The organism is Streptomyces sp. NPDC004031 (assembly GCF_053604375.1).
Map to the genome: position 1 here is coordinate 56,335 of NZ_JBSGHL010000021.1, position 16,217 is coordinate 72,551.

Sequence of the window (16,217 nt, forward strand, 5' to 3'; positions counted from 1 at the left end):
CTGTTCTTGGCGTTGTAGGCCTGCCTGCGGGGCCGCGGCCACCGGTGATCACCCGGGTGGCGGTCGCAGGGCCGTTCGGGTGGCCTCGCCGGGCGACGGATGCTCCGTTCGGGTGCTGCGCACCGGGGAGCCTGCCCATGTCCACGCGCGTGACGCGTGCCGTGACGGCGTTTCGGGAGCACGGCCGGAGTGCTGCGGTCCACGCCCCCCGGGCCCCCGGCGTGCGCGGGCTTCGGCCACGCCCGGGGAGTCCCGCCCGGTCCGGTTTCGTACCCTGACGCGCGCCCCTGAATGCGCCCCCGCGTACGCCCCCATGGAGCCCAGAGCCGCAATCGAGCCACCTGTGAGCCGTGTGATCCAAGCCCCCAGCATGGCACCGCCCGGCGTCCCACGGGCCGGTTCCGACCAGCGCCGACCCCGGCTGACGTGCTGTCGGCACCGGGACGACATTTCCCGGACGCCTCTGGTACAGAAGGCTGAACACGCCCGCGCCCGCGCCCCCGTGGCGCTCACTCCGATGCGCCGCCGTTCGAGCGTTTGAACCACCGGAATGGGGACAGGACCCGCGGCCCCCGTGCCCACCGGGCTACGGTCGAAGGGTGAAGGCTATCCGTCGATTCACCGTGCGCACCGTCCTGCCGGAACCTCTGCGCCCGCTGGGGGATCTGGCCCAGAATCTCCGCTGGTCATGGCACCAGGAGACCCGGGAGCTGTTCCAGTCCGTCGATCCCGACGGCTGGCGCGCCGCCCAGGGCGACCCGGTCCGGCTGCTCGGCACCGTCGGCAAGGACCGGCTCGCGGCCCTCGCCGACGACCGGCGCTTCCTGCGCCGGCTGAACGCCGCCGCCGAAGACCTCGCCGACTACCTCAGCAGCCCCCGGTGGTACCAGGAGCAGACCGACCTGCCCGCGGCCATCGCCTACTTCTCGCCCGAGTTCGGCATCACCTCCGCCCTGCCGCAGTACTCCGGCGGCCTGGGCATCCTGGCCGGCGACCACCTCAAGGCCGCGAGCGACCTGGGCGTCCCGCTCATCGGCGTCGGCCTGCTCTACCGGCACGGCTACTTCCGCCAGACCCTCTCCCGCGAGGGCTGGCAGCAGGAGCACTACCCGGTCCTCGACCCCAACTCGCTGCCGGTCGCGCCGCTGCGCGAGGCCGACGGCACCCCCGCCCGGATAAGCCTGGTGCTGCCCGGCGGCCGCGCGCTGCACGCCCGGATCTGGAAGGCCCAGGTCGGCCGCGTGCCGCTGCTGCTGCTCGACTCCGACGTCGAGGGCAACGGCCCCACCGAGCGCGACGTCACCGACCGGCTCTACGGCGGCGGCAGCGAGCACCGGCTGCTCCAGGAGATGCTGCTCGGCATCGGCGGGGTGCGGGCGCTGCGCGCGTACTGCCGGATCACCGGCCACGCCGCCCCCGAGGTCTTCCACACCAACGAGGGCCACGCCGGATTCCTCGGCCTGGAACGCGTCCGCGAGCTGTCACTGGACGGCCTGGACTTCGACGCCGCCCTGGAGGCGGTGCGGGCCGGCACCGTCTTCACCACCCACACCCCCGTCCCCGCGGGCATCGACCGCTTCGACCGCGAGCTGGTCGCCCGCCACCTCGGCGACGGCGCCGAGCTGCCCGGCGTGGACACCGGCCGCATCCTCGAACTGGGCATGGAGACCCACCGCGGCGGCGACCCCAACCTCTTCAACATGGCCGTCATGGGCCTGCGGCTGGCCCAGCGCGCCAACGGCGTGTCCACCCTGCACGGCGCCGTCAGCCGGGAGATGTTCGCTGGGCTGTGGCCCGGCTTCGACCCCGAGGACGTGCCGATCACGTCCATCACCAACGGCGTGCACGCCCCCACCTGGGTCGCCCCCGAGGTGCTGCGGCTGGGCGCCCGGCAGCTCGGCGCGCAGCGCGCCGAGGACGCCCTCATGACCGGCGGCACCGACTGCTGGGAGGCCCTCGGCGCCATCCCCGACGCCGCCCTGTGGGAGCTGCGCCGCGAGCTGCGCGAGCAGCTCGTCGCCGACGTGCGGCGCCGGCTGCGCGCCTCGTGGCGGCAGCGCGGCGCGGGCGAGGCCGAGCTGGGCTGGACCGACCAGGTCCTCGACCCGGACGTGCTCACCATCGGCTTCGCGCGGCGCGTCCCGTCGTACAAGCGGCTCACGCTCATGCTGCGCGACCAGGACCGGCTCACGGAGCTGCTGCTGCACCCCGAGCGGCCGATCCAGATCGTCGTCGCCGGCAAGGCCCACCCCGCCGACGACGGCGGCAAGCGGCTGGTGCAGGAGCTGGTCCGCTTCACCGACGACCCGCGGGTGCGGCACCGCATCGTCTTCCTGCCCGACTACGACATGCGCATGGCCCGGCTGCTCTACCCCGGCTGCGACGTGTGGCTCAACAACCCGCTGCGTCCGCTGGAGGCGTGCGGCACCTCCGGCATGAAGGCCGCCCTCAACGGCTGCCTCAACCTGTCGGTGCTCGACGGCTGGTGGGACGAGTGGTACGACGGCCAGAACGGCTGGGCGATCCCCACCGCCGACGGCGTCACCGACGAGGACCGGCGCGACCAGCTGGAGGCCGCTGCCCTCTACGACCTGCTGGAGCGGCAGGTCGCCCCGCGGTTCTACGACCAGGGCGGCCGCGGGCTGCCGCAGCGCTGGATCGAGATGGTCCGGCACACCCTCACCACGCTCGGCCCCAAGGTGCTCGCCGGGCGCATGGTCCGCGACTACGTCACCCGGCTCTACGCACCCGCCGCGCGCTCGCACCGGGCCATACGGGGTCCCGCCGCGGCGGAGCTGGCCGAGTGGAAGCAGCGGCTGCGCCGCCAGTGGCCGCAGGTGTCGGTGGACCACGTGGAGACCGACTCCGTCGAGGGCACCCCCGAGCTGGGATCCACCCTCACGCTGCGCACCCAGGTCACGCTGGGCGGGCTGGACCCGTCCGACGTGGACGTCCAGCTGCTGTCCGGCCGGGTGGACGCCGCCGACCGGATGGCCGACCCCGCGGTCCAGTCCCTCAAGCCCGCCGGGCGGTCCGACATGGCGGGCCGGTACTCCTACGAGGGCCCGCTGACCCTCGACCGCACCGGTTCGTTCGGCTACACCGTGCGGGTCCTGCCCTCCCACCCGCTGCTGGCCACCCCCGCCGAACTCGGCCTGGTGGCCTTCCCCCCGGACTCGGCGGGCATGACCGCCGGGATCCTGCGCTAGGCCACGCCCGAGGCCGCCGAACTCACCGCCGCCGCCAACTCGCGTACTCCCGTCACCCTCGGGTGACGGGACCGCGGGTCGCTGACGATCTGCCTGATCGCAGGCCGATCGCGGACTTCGCCGGGGGAGACGCGTACGGCGGACAGCAGCTCGGCCGGCCCGGAAAGCAGCGCATCCACGGGCGGTCATGTGCGGTCTACCGTTGTCGTTCGTGACAACTCTGATCATCGGCGGCAGCGGCTTCCTGGGGACCGAGCTGGTCCGGCAGTCGCGAGCCGCCGGCCACCCGACGGCCGCGACGTACGCGACCGGGGCGCCCACCTCCCAGGCGGCGTGGCACAGCCTTGATCTGCGGGACACGGGCCGCCTCGGCGCCGTCATGGCGGAGGTGGGACCGCGCCTCGTCATCAACGCGGCGAGCGGGGGGGCGGACTGGGAGGTCACGGCGACGGGTCCCGTCCACCTCGCGATGCTGGCCGCGAAGCGCGGTGCGCGCATGGTTCAGGTGTCCAGTGACGCCGTGTTCTCCGGCGCCGCGGTCCACTACGACGAGTCCGCCCTGCCTGATCCCACCACCCCGTACGGGGCGGCCAAAGCAGCGGCGGAGACCGGGGTCCTCGCGGTGAATCCGGCGGCCGTGGTCGCCCGCACCTCGCTGATCATCGGCCACGGCCGCTCCAAGCACGAACGCCTCGTGCGCGACCTCGCCGCCGGTACCCGCGAGGGTGCCCTCTTCACCGACGACGTCCGCTGCCCGGTCCACGTGACGGACCTGGCCGCCGCGCTCCTGGAGCTGGGGGCGAGCGGCGCCGCAGGCGTGCGCCATCTCGCGGGGCCCGATGCGCTGAGCCGCCATGAACTCGGCGTCCTCATCGCCGGGCGGGACGGTCTCGACGCCTCCCGCCTGCCGAGAGCCCTCAAGGCGGAGAGCACCGTTCCCGGAGCCCTCGACGTGCGTCTCGACTGCCGAACGTCCCAGCTCTCCCTGCACACGAGGCTGCGCGGCGCGCGGGAGTTCCTGCGCCCGGGGACCGACCGGCCCGCGCGCTGACAAGCGGCCCGCGGCCGGGGCCCCAGGGGCGCGGGAGTCCGCGCCCCTGGGGATGCCCCGCAGGGGCGGAGCCGGGCTTATGCCTGGAGGGTCTTGATGTTCTCGGCCTGCGGGCCCTTCTGGCCCTGCGTGACGTCGAAGGACACCTTCTGGCCCTCGATCAGCTCACGGAAGCCGGTCGACTGGATGTTCGAGTAGTGGGCGAAGACGTCGGAGCCGCCGCCGTCCTGCTCGATGAAGCCGAAGCCCTTTTCCGAGTTGAACCACTTCACGGTTCCGGTTGCCATATTGCATCTCCTACATGTGGGGCACTTTCAGCTCCGCACTGTACGGACCGGGGCGCCCGGAGCCGATCACCCCACACCGGAGAAAAGCGGCAAAAACTCGAACGCACCCGGGCCGGCCAGTGCTGACCGGCCCGGGTGCGTACCGCCGAACGGATGGTGCGACCGCGTCAGCTCACGTTGACGGCGGTGTCGTCGAGCAGGAAGGAGGTCGCCAGGCTGGAGTCCTCGGTGCCGGTGAACTTCAGGGCGACGGTGGAACCGATGTACGGCGTGAGGCTGACCGTCCGCTGGACGTAGCCGGTGCCCTGGTTGACGTTGCTGTAGCTGGCCACGGTGGTGCTGCCGGCGGCGACGGTGAACTTGTCGTACGCCGTGCCCGTGCCCTCGTCGGAGGAGATGTACAGGTAGAACGTCAGGCTGGCGCTGGTGCAGCTCGCCGGGATGGTCACCGACTGGGAGAGCGTGTCGGTGTGCGTGGTCCCGTAGCCGTCGAACCAGGCCTTGTACGAGCCGGAGTGCGCCGGGGCGCCGGTGCTGCTGTCCACGACGCCGGAGGACGACGTCCAGCCGGTGCTGCCGCTCTCGAAGCCGGGGTTGGCCAGCAGCTGGCCCGCGGTGCAGCCGCCGCTGGTGCTGGTGACCGCCCAGCTGAAGGAGGCGGTGCCGGTGGCGTTCGCGGAGTCCTTGACCGTCACCGTCACGCTGGAGGTGCTCGCGCTGCTGCCGGTGGTGCCGGAGATCAGGCCGGTGGAGGCGTTGATGCTCAGGCCCGCGGGCAGGCCGGTGGCGCTGTAGGTCAGGGCGCCCGAGGTCGTCGAGCTGGCCTGGATCTGCAGGCTCACCGCGGTGCTCACCTTGGTGGACTGGTTACCGGGGTTGGTGACCGTCACACCGGTCGGGTTGGACACCCGGCTGCCGACGCCGATCGCCGCCCAGGTGTTGGCCACCGTGTTGTACGTGGCGCTGCCCTGGCCCCACAGGTCGGCCGCGGCCTGGAGCGACTGGGTGCGCGCCGCGGCGTAGTTGGTGGTGGAGGTGAAGCGCTCGGTCAGCGACTTGTACCAGAGCTTGAGCGCGTTGTCCCGGCCGATGCCCGGCACCGACAGGCCGTCGTAGGTCGGGCTGTTGTAGCTGACCCCGCCGATCACCTTGGCGCCGCTGCCCTCGGACAGCAGGTAGAAGAAGTGGTTGGCCGGGCCCGAGGAGTAGTGGACGTCCAGGCCGCCGAGGCTGGAGGACCAGTAGTCCTTCGAGCCGCCGTCCTTGCTGGGCTTGTCCATGTAGCGCAGCGGGCTGCCGTCACCGTTGATGTCGATCTTCTCGCCGATGAGGTAGTCGCCCGGGTCGCTGGAGTTGTTCGCGTAGAACTCCACGCCGGTGCCGAAGATGTCGGACGTCGCCTCGTTCAGGCCGCCGGACTCACCGGAGTAGTTCAGGCCCGCGCTGTTGGAGGTGACGCCGTGGCTCATCTCGTGGCCCGCGACGTCCAGCGCGGTCAGCGGGTGCGCGTTGCCGCTGCCGTCGCCGTAGGTCATGCAGAAGCAGGAGTCGTCCCAGAAGGCGTTGACGTACGAGTTGCCGTAGTGCGTACGGGAGTAGGCTGCCTTGCCGTCGTCGGCGATGCCGTTGCGCCCGAAGGTGTTCTTGTAGAAGTCCCAGGTCTCCTGGGCGCCGTAGGCCGCGTCGACACCCGCGGTCTGGGCGGTGCTGCCGTTGCCGTCGCCCCAGGTGTCGTCGGCGTCGGTGAACAGCGTGCCGGTGCCGGACGTGGCGTGGCTGAGGTTGTACGTCTTGTGGCCGCCGCGGGTGTTGTCGGTCAGCTGGTAGGTGCTGCCGGACAGCGTCGTGGTGATGTTCACCTGGCCGCTGTACTCGCTGTTGCCGACGCCGGTCTCGATGCCCTGGTACTGGAAGAGCTGCTTGCCGGAGGTGGCGTCCGTGATCACGTGCAGCTCGCTGGGCGTCCCGTCGTCCTGGAAGCCGCCGAGCACGGTCTCCCACGCGAGCACCGGGGTGCCGGAGGCGGCCCACACGACCTTGCGGGCCGAGTCGACCACGGCGGAGTCGTTGTGGAGGGCCTTCATGCGCGAGAGGTTGTCGGCCTTCACCTCGGCGGCGCTGATCCCCGCGGTGGTGGAGGGCACCGCGACGCTCGCGCCGGTGGCCTTGTCGACGCCGGTGGTCGCGCCCAGCGCGCTGGTGTGCACCACCAGGTCGCCGCCGAGCACGGGCAGGCCCTGGTAGGTGCGCTCGTAGCGGGTGTGGGTGCTGCCGTCGGCGTCCTGGGCCACGGACTTGACGACCAGTTTCTCCTGCGCGCCCAGGTGCAGGGACGACGCGGTCGCGGTCGCGCCGGCCTGGGCGTGGGAGACCAGGGCGGCCTGCTGGGCGGGGCTCAGCGCGGCGGGCAGCGCGCCCGCCCTGGGCTGGGCGTGGGTGCCGGCGGCCGGCACGGACTGCGCGGCGGGGTCTGCCGCCGCCGTCCCGGCCGGGAGGGTCACGGCGAGCATGGCCGCACCGGCGACCAGCGCGCCGACGGCTGCTGCCGTCCGGCGCGTACGGGGGGATCGTGCCACTCGTCACTCCTTCTGCGGCGGCCGCGGGTGACGGCCGGTGACAGGCCGGGCGGGAGGGGTTGGTGATCCGCCCGGATAGAGCTGTGGAAGTGCTGCGGAACGGGGCACAGAGTGGCACTCTTTACCTGTTCATGTCAGTCCCATGGGACCAACTTGGCTGAAAAACGTCCGGTGAACGGAGTCCCGCATCCGCATAACGGACGCGTGTTGCCACGGTGTTGCGCGCCGGAGAACTCGACCGCCGCTCCGGCGTGCCGCAACAGTGACCTATCGGGGCCTCCCGGGGCGAACCGGGCACACCCGCGGGGGGCCTACGAGGAGCGGCTCACGGCCGTCTGCCGCCCGACCCGGGAGAGCTTCTCCGGATTGCGCACGCTGTAGAGGCCGGAAATCAGGCCGCTGTCGATGCGCACCGCCATCACCGCGTCGAGCGTCCCGCCGAACCGCACCAGCAGCGCGGGGCCGCCGTTGACCTCGACCGGTTCAAAGCTGCGCGCGCCCCGCCGCCGGTACCAGCCGTTGGCCAGCAGCCGGGCCACCTTGGGGGCGCCCACCACCGGGCGGACCAGCGCGTGCACCACCCCGCCGCCGTCGCTCAGCGCCACCACCCCGGGCGCGAGCAGATCCAGCAGCCGTTGCAGGTCGCCGTTCTCCACCGCCTCCTGGAAGGCGTCCAGCACCGCCCGCGTCTCGGCTGCCGAGACACTGCCGCGCGGGCGGCGCGCGGCCACGTGCCCGCGGGCCCGGTGCGCGATCTGCCGTACGGTCGCCGGGGTCTTCTCGACGGCCTCGGCGATCTCGTCGTAGTCCAGGTCGAAGACCTCGCGCAGCACGAAGACCGCCCGCTCGGTCGGGTTCAGCGTCTCCAGCACCAGCAGCATCGCCATCGACACGTTCTCGGCCAGCTCGACGTCCTGCGCCGCGTCCGGCGCGGTGAGCAGCGGCTCGGGCAGCCACGGGCCGACGTAGGACTCCTTGCGGCGGCCCAGCGCGCGCAGCCGGTCCAGCGCCTGCCGGGTGGTGATCCGCACCAGGTACGCGCGCACCTCCCGTACGGTCGACGGATCGACGCCGACCCAGCGCAGCCACGTCTCCTGCAGCACGTCCTCGGCGTCGGCGGCCGAACCGAGCATCTCGTAGGCGACCGTGAAGAGCAGATTGCGGTGGGCCACGAAGGCCTCGGTCGCCGCGTCGACGTCCCGGTGGACGACCTTCCCGGCGCCGTCCTTACGGCTCTTCCCGGCCGCCTCCGCCACCCCGTCGCTCGCCTCGCCCACCGCCGGCTCCTCCCCGTGTGCCGCGCGGCTGTCACCGCGCCCGATCTCGCGCCCGTCCTCGCGCACAAGACGACCGCCGCGGCCGGTTTGTGACAGCCGCGGGCGGTGTCGCTCGTCACAGGCGCAGCCTGTCACAGCCCTGCGACCAGCGGCGTCCTGTGAGCGTCGAGGCGCCGGACGGACAGGTCCGGGCGGCGCCCCGGCCCGTCGGAGTGTCCGACGAGTGCCCGATGTGCAAAGGAGACGGTCGTGGCAGTGCACGACGCAACCCCCGGGGCCGGGCCGGTCCCGAAAACGGCCGGGAACGCGGACGCCGACCCGCGCCGCTGGCTGGTTCTCGGCGTCATCGCCGTCGCGCAGTTCATGGTCGTCCTCGACCTGACGGTGATGAACCTCGCGCTGCCCTCCGCGCAGCGCGCCCTCGGTTTCGGCACCGCCGACCGGCAGTGGGTCGTGACGGCCTACGCGCTGTCGTTCGGCAGCCTGCTGCTGTTCTGCGGGCGGCTCGCCGACCTCCTCGGCCGCAAGACCACCTTCCTGACCGGCCTGATCGGCTTCGCCGCCGCCTCCGCGGTCGGCGGCGCCGCGGTCGGCTTCCCGATGCTGGTGGCCGCCCGCGCCTGCCAGGGCGTCTTCGGCGCGCTGCTCGCGCCGTCCGCGCTGTCGCTGCTGACCACCACCTTCAAGGACCCGCGCGAACGGGCCAGGGCCTTCGGTGTCTTCGGCGCGGTCGCGGCGGCCGGCAGCGGCCTGGGCCTGCTGCTGGGCGGCGCGCTCACCACGTACCTGTCCTGGCGCTGGTGCATGTACGTCAACGTGATCTTCGCCGTCGCCGCCGCCTTCGGCGCCGTCACGCTCGTGGGCAAGCAGCCGCGCACGCCCGGCGGACGGCTCGACGTGCCCGGTGTGGCCACCGTCTCCGCCGGGATGTTCTGCCTGGTCTACGGCTTCGCGCACGCCGGGTCGCACAGCTGGGGCAGCGTCACGACGGTGTCCTTCCTGGCGTCCGGGGCCGCGCTGCTGGCCGTCTTCGGCTTCCTCCAGGCGCGCACCGCCCACCCCCTGCTGCCGCCGCGCGTCGTCCTCGACCGCAACCGCGGCGGCGCCTACCTCACCGTCCTGGTGCTGGGCGCCGCGACCTTCGGCGTCTTCCTCTTCCTCATCTACTACATGCAGGTGATGCTGGGCTGGAAGGCGATCCGCTCCGGTGTCGCGATGCTGCCGATGGTGCTGGTCAGCGGCGTCTTCGCGGTCCTCGGCAACACCCGGCTGCTGCCGCGCGTCGGCCCGCGCCCGATGGTCTTCACCGGCATGCTGCTCGACGCGGCCGCGATGGCCTGGCTGACCCGGATCGGCGAGCACTCCGGCTACTGGTCCGCGCTGTTCGGCCCGCTGCTGGTCATCGGCGCGGGCAGCGGCCTGATCTTCGGCATGGTCGCCGCCACCGGCACCTTCGGCGTCGGCCCGCAGGACGCCGGGGTGGCGTCGGCGAGCATCAACACCGGCCAGCAGCTCGGCGGTTCGATCGGCACCGCGCTGCTCAACACCGTCGCGGCCGGGGCGGCCACGCGCTACGTCGCCGCCCACGCGCACGGGAAACCCAGCGCGCACGTGCTCCAGCTCGCGGCGATCCACGGCTACACCACCGTCTTCTGGTGGTGCGCCGCGATGTTCGCCGTCGGCGCCCTCGTCGGCGCGGTGGTGCTGCGCGGCGGACCGCTGTCCCGCCCCGCGGACGGGGCCGGCCCGCACACCCCGGCCCCGGCCACCGGGTGACGCGCGGGCCCCGGGCTCAGGCCAGGCCGTCGCGCCAGGCGGCGTCCAGGTGGGCGTAGTGCCCGTCGGCGGCGATCAGTTGCGCCGGCGGGCCGTCCTCGACGATCCGCCCGTCGCTCATCACCAGCACCCGGTCGGCGATCTCGACCGTCGACAGCCGGTGCGCGACGACCACCGCCGTGCGGCCGGCCAGCACCGTGCGCATCGCGTGCTGGACGGCCCGCTCGCCGGGGATGTCCAGCGACGAGGTCGCCTCGTCCAGGATCAGCACCCCGGGGTCGGCCAGCAGGGCCCGTGCGAAGGCCACGAGCTGGCGCTGGCCCGCGGAGATCCGGCCGCCGCGCTTGCGGACGTCGGTGTCGTAGCCGTCCGGGAGGGCCGCGATGAAGTCGTGCGCCCCGATCGCGCGGGCCGCCGCCTCGACCTCCTCGCGGGTCGCGTCGGGCCGCCCGATGGAGATGTTCTCGGCGACGGTGCCGGAGAACAGGAACGCCTCCTGCGTCACCATCACCACCGCCCGCCGAAGGTCGCCGAGCGAGAGATCGGTGAGGCCCGTGCCGTCGACGAGCACCCGCCCGCCCGTCGGGTCGTAGAACCGGGCCAGCAGCTTGGCCAGCGTCGACTTGCCCGCGCCTGTCGCGCCGACGACCGCGACCAGCTGGCCGGCCGGCAGCCGCAGGCTGAACTCCGGCAGCACCTCGCCGCCCGTGCGGTAGCCGAACCGCACCCGGTCGAAGACCACCTCGCGCCCCGGGCGGCCGTCCGCGGCCGGCGGCAGCGCCGCGGGCCGCTCCGGCTCGGGCACGGTCGGCGCCTGCGCCAGCAGCCCGGCGATCTTCTCCAGCGACGCGGCCGCCGACTGGTAGGAGTTGAGGAACATCCCCAGCCGGTCGATCGGGTCGTACAGCCGCCGCAGGTAGAGCGCGAAGGCCGCGAGCACACCGAGCGCCATCCCGCCGCCCGCGACCCGGTAGGCGCCCCACACCACGATGCCCGCGATGGTGACGTTGGCGATCAGCCGGGAGCCGACGACGTAGCGGGCCATCTCCAGGATCGCGTCGCCGTTGGCGCGGTAGTGCCGGTGGTTCAGCTCGTCGAACGCCGTGTCGTTGGGCACCTCGCGGCGGAAGGACTTCACCGGGCGAATGCCATTCATCGTCTCGGTGAACTTCACGATGACCGCCGCGACGGCCGTCGAGCGCCTGCGGTACGCGACCATCGACCGGCGCTGGAAGATCCGCACCGCGACGTACAGCGGCAGGTACGACACCAGGGTGACCAGGCCGAGCCGCCAGTCCAGCACGAGCAGCAGCACCGAGATGTACACACAGCTCAGCACTACCCCGATGAGTTCCTCCAGACCGTCGGTCAGCAGCTCGCGGATCGACTCGACGTCGGAGGTGGCGCGCGAGATGAGACGGCCCGAGGTGTAGCGCTCGTGGAAGTCCAGGCTCAGCGTCTGGGCGTGCCGGAACATCCGGGCCCGCAGCTCGATCAGTACGTCCTGGCTGATCAGCGCGGCGATCCGGATGAACGCCCGCTGCAGCAGACCGGCCGCGAGGCCGCAGCCCAGATAGGCCGCGGTGACCGCGATCAGCGCGCCGTGCCGCCCCTCGCGCACCTGCGGGATCGCGTGGTCGATCGCGTACGCGACCAGCAGCGGCCCGGCCTGCACCGCGGCCTGCTGCACCAGCAGCAGCACGGTGGTCACCCACAGCCGCCGGTGGTGCGGGCGCAGCAGCGAACGCAGCAGCACCGACTGGGCGTCGGGCGGGGCGGGCAGCACGTCCCGGTCGAAGGCGTCCGGCTCCGGCGGGGCGGTGCCCGTGCCGGTGCTGGTACCGGTGCCGGTGGCGGCTCCGGTCCGCTCCGGGTCGCCGAGCTGCTGCTCGGTGGCGGACGTCATCGGGCGTCGCTCCTCTCCAGGGCGGCGGCCCCGGGCACAGGGTCCTGCGGCGGTGTCCCGGAGCCGAGGCCGGACATCAGATGGCGGTACTCCGCGCTGGTGCGCAGCAGTTCGGTGTGGGTGCCGACCGCGGTGATCCGGCCGCCGGACAGCAGCGCGACCTGGTCGGCGAGCTGGACGGTCGACGGGCGGTGCGCGACGACCAGCGCGGTCGTCTCCCGCAGCACCTCGCGCAGCGCGGCCTCGACCAGCGCCTCGGTGTGCACGTCGAGCGCCGAGAGCGGGTCGTCCAGGATCAGGAACCGCGGCCGCCCCACGACCGCGCGGGCCAGCGCCAGCCGCTGCCGCTGCCCGCCCGACAGGCTCAGCCCCTGCTCGCCGACCTGCGTGTCCAGCCCCTGCGGCAGGGCGTGCACGAAGCCGCACTGCGCGACCTCCAGCGCGCGCAGCACCGCCTCCTCGTCGGCGCCCGCGGGGCCCGCGCCCATCGCCACGTTCTCCCGCACGGTCGCGGAGAAGAGGGTGGGCTCCTCGAAGGCGACCGCGACCAGTTCGCGCAGCCGGGCGGCGGACAGCAGAGCGGTGTCCGTGCCGTCCAGCGTGATCCGCCCGGCGGTCGGCTCGTGCAGCCGCGGTACGAGCGCGGTCAGCGTCGTCTTGCCGCTGCCGGTCGCGCCGACCAGGGCCGTCGTCCGTCCGGCCGGGACGTGCAGATCGACGCCCGTGAGCAGCGGTTCGCTGCCGGCGGGCGCGTCCGGGTAGCGGAAGACGACGCCCTCCAGCCGCAGTCCGTCGCCCTGGTGGGCGGTGGCCGCGGCGGGGCCGCCGTCGTCGGTGGCCTCCGCGCCGGGGGTGTCCATGGGCTCGAAGTAGCGGTCGGCGGCGGTCGCGGCCTCGTTGCTCATCGCCAGCAGGAAGCCGATCGAGTCCACCGGCCAGCGCAGCGCGAGCGCCGTGGACAGGAAGGCGACGAGGGTGCCCGCCGACAGCTTGCCGTCGGAGACCTGGAGCACCCCGATCAGCAGGGCCACCCCGATGGACAGCTCCGGCAGTGTCATGATGAGCGCCCACAGGTCCGACAGCAGGTCGGCCTTGCGCAGTTCGGTGCGGCGCAGCTCGCGGGCCCGGGAGTGGAAGGCCTGCGCCTGGGTGCGGTGCCGGCCGAAGGCCTTGATGATGCGGATGCCGAGCACCGACTCCTCGACGAGCGTCGCCAGGTCGCCCGCCTGGTCCTGGGCGCGCCGGGCGGCGAGCGCGTACCGCCGCTCGAAGCGGGTGGACAGCACCATGAGCGGCACCGCCGGGCCCAGCACCACCAGCGTCAGCAGCGGGGACTGGGTGAGCAGCACCACCACGCCGACCAGCAGTGTGGTGGCGTTGACGAACAGGAAGACCAGCGGGAAGGCCAGGAACATCCGCAGGATCTGCAGATCGGTCGTCGCGCGGGAGAGCAGCTGCCCGGACGCCCAGCGGTCGTGGAAGGCGACCGGCAGCCGTTGCAGCCGCCGGTAGAGATCCGCCCGCATCGCCGCCTCGACGCCCGCGAGCGGCCGCGCCACCAGCCACCGCCGCACCCCGAACAGCCCCGCCTCCGCGACGCCGAGGGCCAGCAGCAGGCCGCCGCCCAGCCACACCCCGGACGGGTCGCGGTCCTTGACCGGCCCGTCCACCAGCCACTTGAGCACCAGCGGGATCAGCAGCGACATGCACGAGGCGACGACGCCGACCACCGCCGACACCGACAGCCGCACCCGTACCGGCCGCACGTACGGCCACAGCCGCAGCAGCGAGCGGACGGAGGACCGCGGACGGACGGCGGGCGCGGAGTCAGGGGCGGTGGCAGACATCACCCCTGACACTACGGTCCCCCCTGCCCCGCATCACAGGGTTTTCCGCCGGACAGGGGGCGGGTGGCGCGCGGCTCAGACGGTGAAGCCGCCGTCCGCGTGGACGATCGCGCCGGTGACGTACGAGGCCGCGTCCGACGCCAGATGGGCCACGACCGCCGCGATCTCCGCCGGTTCGGCGTAGCGGCCGAGCGCGGTCAGGCCGCGCACGGTGTCGGCGAACGGGCCGTCCGCCGGGTTGGCGTCGGTGTCGGTGGGACCGGGGTGCAGCAGGTTGACGGTGATGCCGAGCGGGCCCAGGTCACGGGCCAGGCCCTTGGTCATACCGGCCAGCGCGCTCTTGGTCAGGGCGTAGAGCGTCAGGCCGGGGAAGGGGGTGCGCTCGGCGACGTTGCTGCCGAGCGCGACGATACGGCTGCCGGGGCGCATGTGCCGGACCGCCGCGCGGGCGGCCAGGTAGGGCCCGCGCACGTTGACCGCGACCGCGCGGTCGAAGTCCGCGGCGCCCAGGTCGGTCACCGCGCCGGTGACGTACACCCCGGCGCTGCACACCAGGACGTCCAGCCGTCCCCACTGCTCCGCGACCCGGTCCACCGCGGCCTCCGCCTCGGCGCCGTCCCCGCTGTCCGCGCGCAGCGCCAGGGCCCGCCGCCCGAGGGCGCGTACCTCGGCCGCGACGGCCTCCGCGCTGTCCTTGTCCTTCTCGTAGGTGATCGCGACGTCCGCGCCGCCCTGCGCCAGCCGCCGTGCGACCGCCGCGCCGATACCGCGTGAGCCACCGGTGACCAGGGCGGTCCGGCCGCCGAATTCGTTCGTGTTCATGCTGATCATGCTGGTCGGCGCGGGCGACGGAAGCTGGCGGGAATCGGCCCTGGCGCTGCTGCCCGTCCCCGCGGCCGGTCGGTGGGCGCGGCCGGTCAGTGGGCGCGGCGCAGGCCCCGTACCGCCGGGATGGACAGCAGGGTGACGGCGACGCAGACGGCCACCACACCGCCCGCCTGGAGGACGTGCCGGGCGCCGAGGACGGACGCGGCCGGGCCCGCGAGCGCCTGGCCGACCGGGAGCATCGCCACCGAACCGGCGACCTCGTAGGCGTGGATGCGGTTGAGGATCTCGTTCGGCACCTGCGTCTGCACGCTCGTCGCCCAGTTGACCGCCCAGAAGGCGCCGCCGATCCCGGCGACGAAGACGCCCCCGCACAGCAGCGGCATCGGCAGGTCCAGGCCCACCGAGGTGGGCATCAGGGCGAAGGCGAAGATTCCGAAGGTGCCCGCGCGCAGCGGCCGGTCGGCCCGCAGCCGCATCGCCACGAGCGCCCCGCACGCGGTGCCCGCGCCCAGCGCGGAGTTCATCAGGCCGTACGCGCCCGCGCCGTGCTCCGGGATGATCTGGCCCGCGGCCAGCGGGATGAACGGGCCCATCACGCACATCGTGTAGACCGTCCAGACCAGGATCACCGCCCACATCCACGTCCGCGCCCGGAACTCCCGCCAGCCCTCGGCGAGATCGGCCCGGAAGGCGCCCGGCGCCGCCTTCCCGGCGCCGTCGCGGGCCCGCGCCCCCACCGGCGGCAGCCGCAGCGCCAGCAGGCACAGCGCGCTGGTCAGGTACGTCGTCGCGTGCACCGCGAAGACCGCGCCCGCCGAGGTGAAGCCGACCAGCACACCGGCGAGCGCGGGCCCGGCCAGGCTCGCCCCCGACTCCGCGGCCCGGGTCACCGCGTTCGCGCCCTGCACATCCCGCGCGACCCGCACCACCGTGCTGGCCACCCCGGGCTGGAACACCGCCGCGCACGTGCCGTTGACCACGCCGATCAGCAGCACCTCCCACAGCCGCACACTGTGCGTCAGGAAGAGCACGGCCGCGGTGGACTGCGTGCACACCCGCGCCAGGTCCGCGCCGATCATCATGCGGCGCGCGTCGAAGCGGTCGGCGATGACGCCGCCGAAGATCACGAAGCCCGCGAAGCAGGCGGTGGTCGCGGCCATCACCAGGCCGATGTCGCCCGCCGAGTAGCCGTACGACAGCAGCCCCGCGGACAGCGCGACCGGAAGCATCGTGTCGCCGAGCATGGCGACGGAACGGGCGGTGAAGTAGAGCCGGAAGTTGACCGACCAGAGCGAGCTGCCGAGGCCCTCAGGACCCGGCGGCGCCAGGAGCCCGCCTGGTCCGGCGGCAGCGGGGGAGCGCGGTGCGGAGGACGTCACTGGGCTCATAGTGGACTGGACCATTGCGGGAGTCCAGCCAATTTCCGCCCTCCGGACGGGGCGCGGTCCGGGACGACGGGC

The 16,217-nt window shown here is 73.4% G+C and carries 10 protein-coding genes and 1 pseudogene; 3 read left to right on the top strand and 8 right to left on the bottom strand.

Annotated elements, in window-relative coordinates:
* Positions 1-599: 599 nt before the first annotated feature.
* Positions 600-3,209 carry a glycosyltransferase family 1 protein gene (locus ACWERV_RS15985; protein WP_452933213.1) on the top strand — a complete coding sequence of 870 codons (2,610 nt, stop codon included), beginning with the start codon at positions 600-602 and terminating at the stop codon, positions 3,207-3,209.
* Here ACWERV_RS15985 and ACWERV_RS15990 read toward each other — a convergent pair.
* Positions 3,206-3,361, bottom strand: a pseudogene (locus ACWERV_RS15990) (transcriptional regulator); the annotation flags it as partial. The gene ACWERV_RS15985 and the pseudogene ACWERV_RS15990 sit on opposite strands and share 4 nt — an antisense overlap.
* Positions 3,362-3,420: 59 nt before the next feature.
* On the opposite strand from ACWERV_RS15990, the gene ACWERV_RS15995 reads away from it, so the two are divergent.
* Positions 3,421-4,260 (top strand): SDR family oxidoreductase, encoded by an 840-nt coding sequence (locus ACWERV_RS15995; RefSeq protein WP_452933215.1) that lies wholly within the window; start codon positions 3,421-3,423, stop codon positions 4,258-4,260.
* 77 nt (positions 4,261-4,337) lie between these two features.
* On the opposite strand, the gene ACWERV_RS16000 is transcribed toward ACWERV_RS15995, so the two are convergent.
* The 3 genes from ACWERV_RS16000 to ACWERV_RS16010 all read right to left on the bottom strand — a co-directional run bounded on the left by ACWERV_RS16000 (position 4,338) and on the right by ACWERV_RS16010 (position 8,379).
* Entirely contained in the window at positions 4,338-4,547 is a 210-nt protein-coding gene (locus ACWERV_RS16000) for a cold-shock protein (protein WP_031518373.1), read from the bottom strand.
* 167 nt (positions 4,548-4,714) lie between these two features.
* Positions 4,715-7,057: a M4 family metallopeptidase gene (locus ACWERV_RS16005; RefSeq protein WP_452933297.1), complete on the bottom strand. Its 2,343-nt coding sequence runs from the start codon at positions 7,055-7,057 to the stop codon at positions 4,715-4,717.
* Positions 7,058-7,434: 377 nt separating this feature from the next.
* Entirely contained in the window at positions 7,435-8,379 is a 945-nt protein-coding gene (locus tag ACWERV_RS16010) for an RNA polymerase sigma-70 factor (RefSeq protein WP_452933299.1), read from the bottom strand.
* A gap of 270 nt (positions 8,380-8,649) precedes the next feature.
* Here ACWERV_RS16010 and ACWERV_RS16015 point away from each other — a divergent pair, with 270 nt between their 5' ends.
* Entirely contained in the window at positions 8,650-10,176 is a 1,527-nt protein-coding gene (locus ACWERV_RS16015; RefSeq protein WP_452933217.1) for an MFS transporter, read from the top strand.
* Positions 10,177-10,192: 16 nt separating this feature from the next.
* Here ACWERV_RS16015 and ACWERV_RS16020 read toward each other — a convergent pair whose 3' ends face one another.
* From ACWERV_RS16020 to ACWERV_RS16035, 4 genes are all read right to left on the bottom strand, one after another.
* On the bottom strand, positions 10,193-12,082 hold the full coding sequence (locus ACWERV_RS16020; protein ID WP_452933219.1) for an ABC transporter ATP-binding protein: 1,890 nt from the start codon (positions 12,080-12,082) through the stop codon (positions 10,193-10,195).
* Positions 12,079-13,929 carry an ABC transporter ATP-binding protein gene (locus tag ACWERV_RS16025; RefSeq protein WP_452933221.1) on the bottom strand — a complete coding sequence of 617 codons (1,851 nt, stop codon included), beginning with the start codon at positions 13,927-13,929 and terminating at the stop codon, positions 12,079-12,081. Before ACWERV_RS16025 ends, ACWERV_RS16020 begins: the two co-directional genes overlap by 4 nt.
* A 75-nt stretch (positions 13,930-14,004) precedes the next feature.
* Positions 14,005-14,751 carry an SDR family NAD(P)-dependent oxidoreductase gene (locus tag ACWERV_RS16030; RefSeq protein WP_452933222.1) on the bottom strand — a complete coding sequence of 249 codons (747 nt, stop codon included), beginning with the start codon at positions 14,749-14,751 and terminating at the stop codon, positions 14,005-14,007.
* 95 nt (positions 14,752-14,846) lie between these two features.
* Positions 14,847-16,145, bottom strand: a complete 1,299-nt coding sequence (locus ACWERV_RS16035; protein WP_452933301.1) for an MFS transporter — start codon at positions 16,143-16,145, stop codon at positions 14,847-14,849.
* Positions 16,146-16,217: the final 72 nt, after the last annotated feature.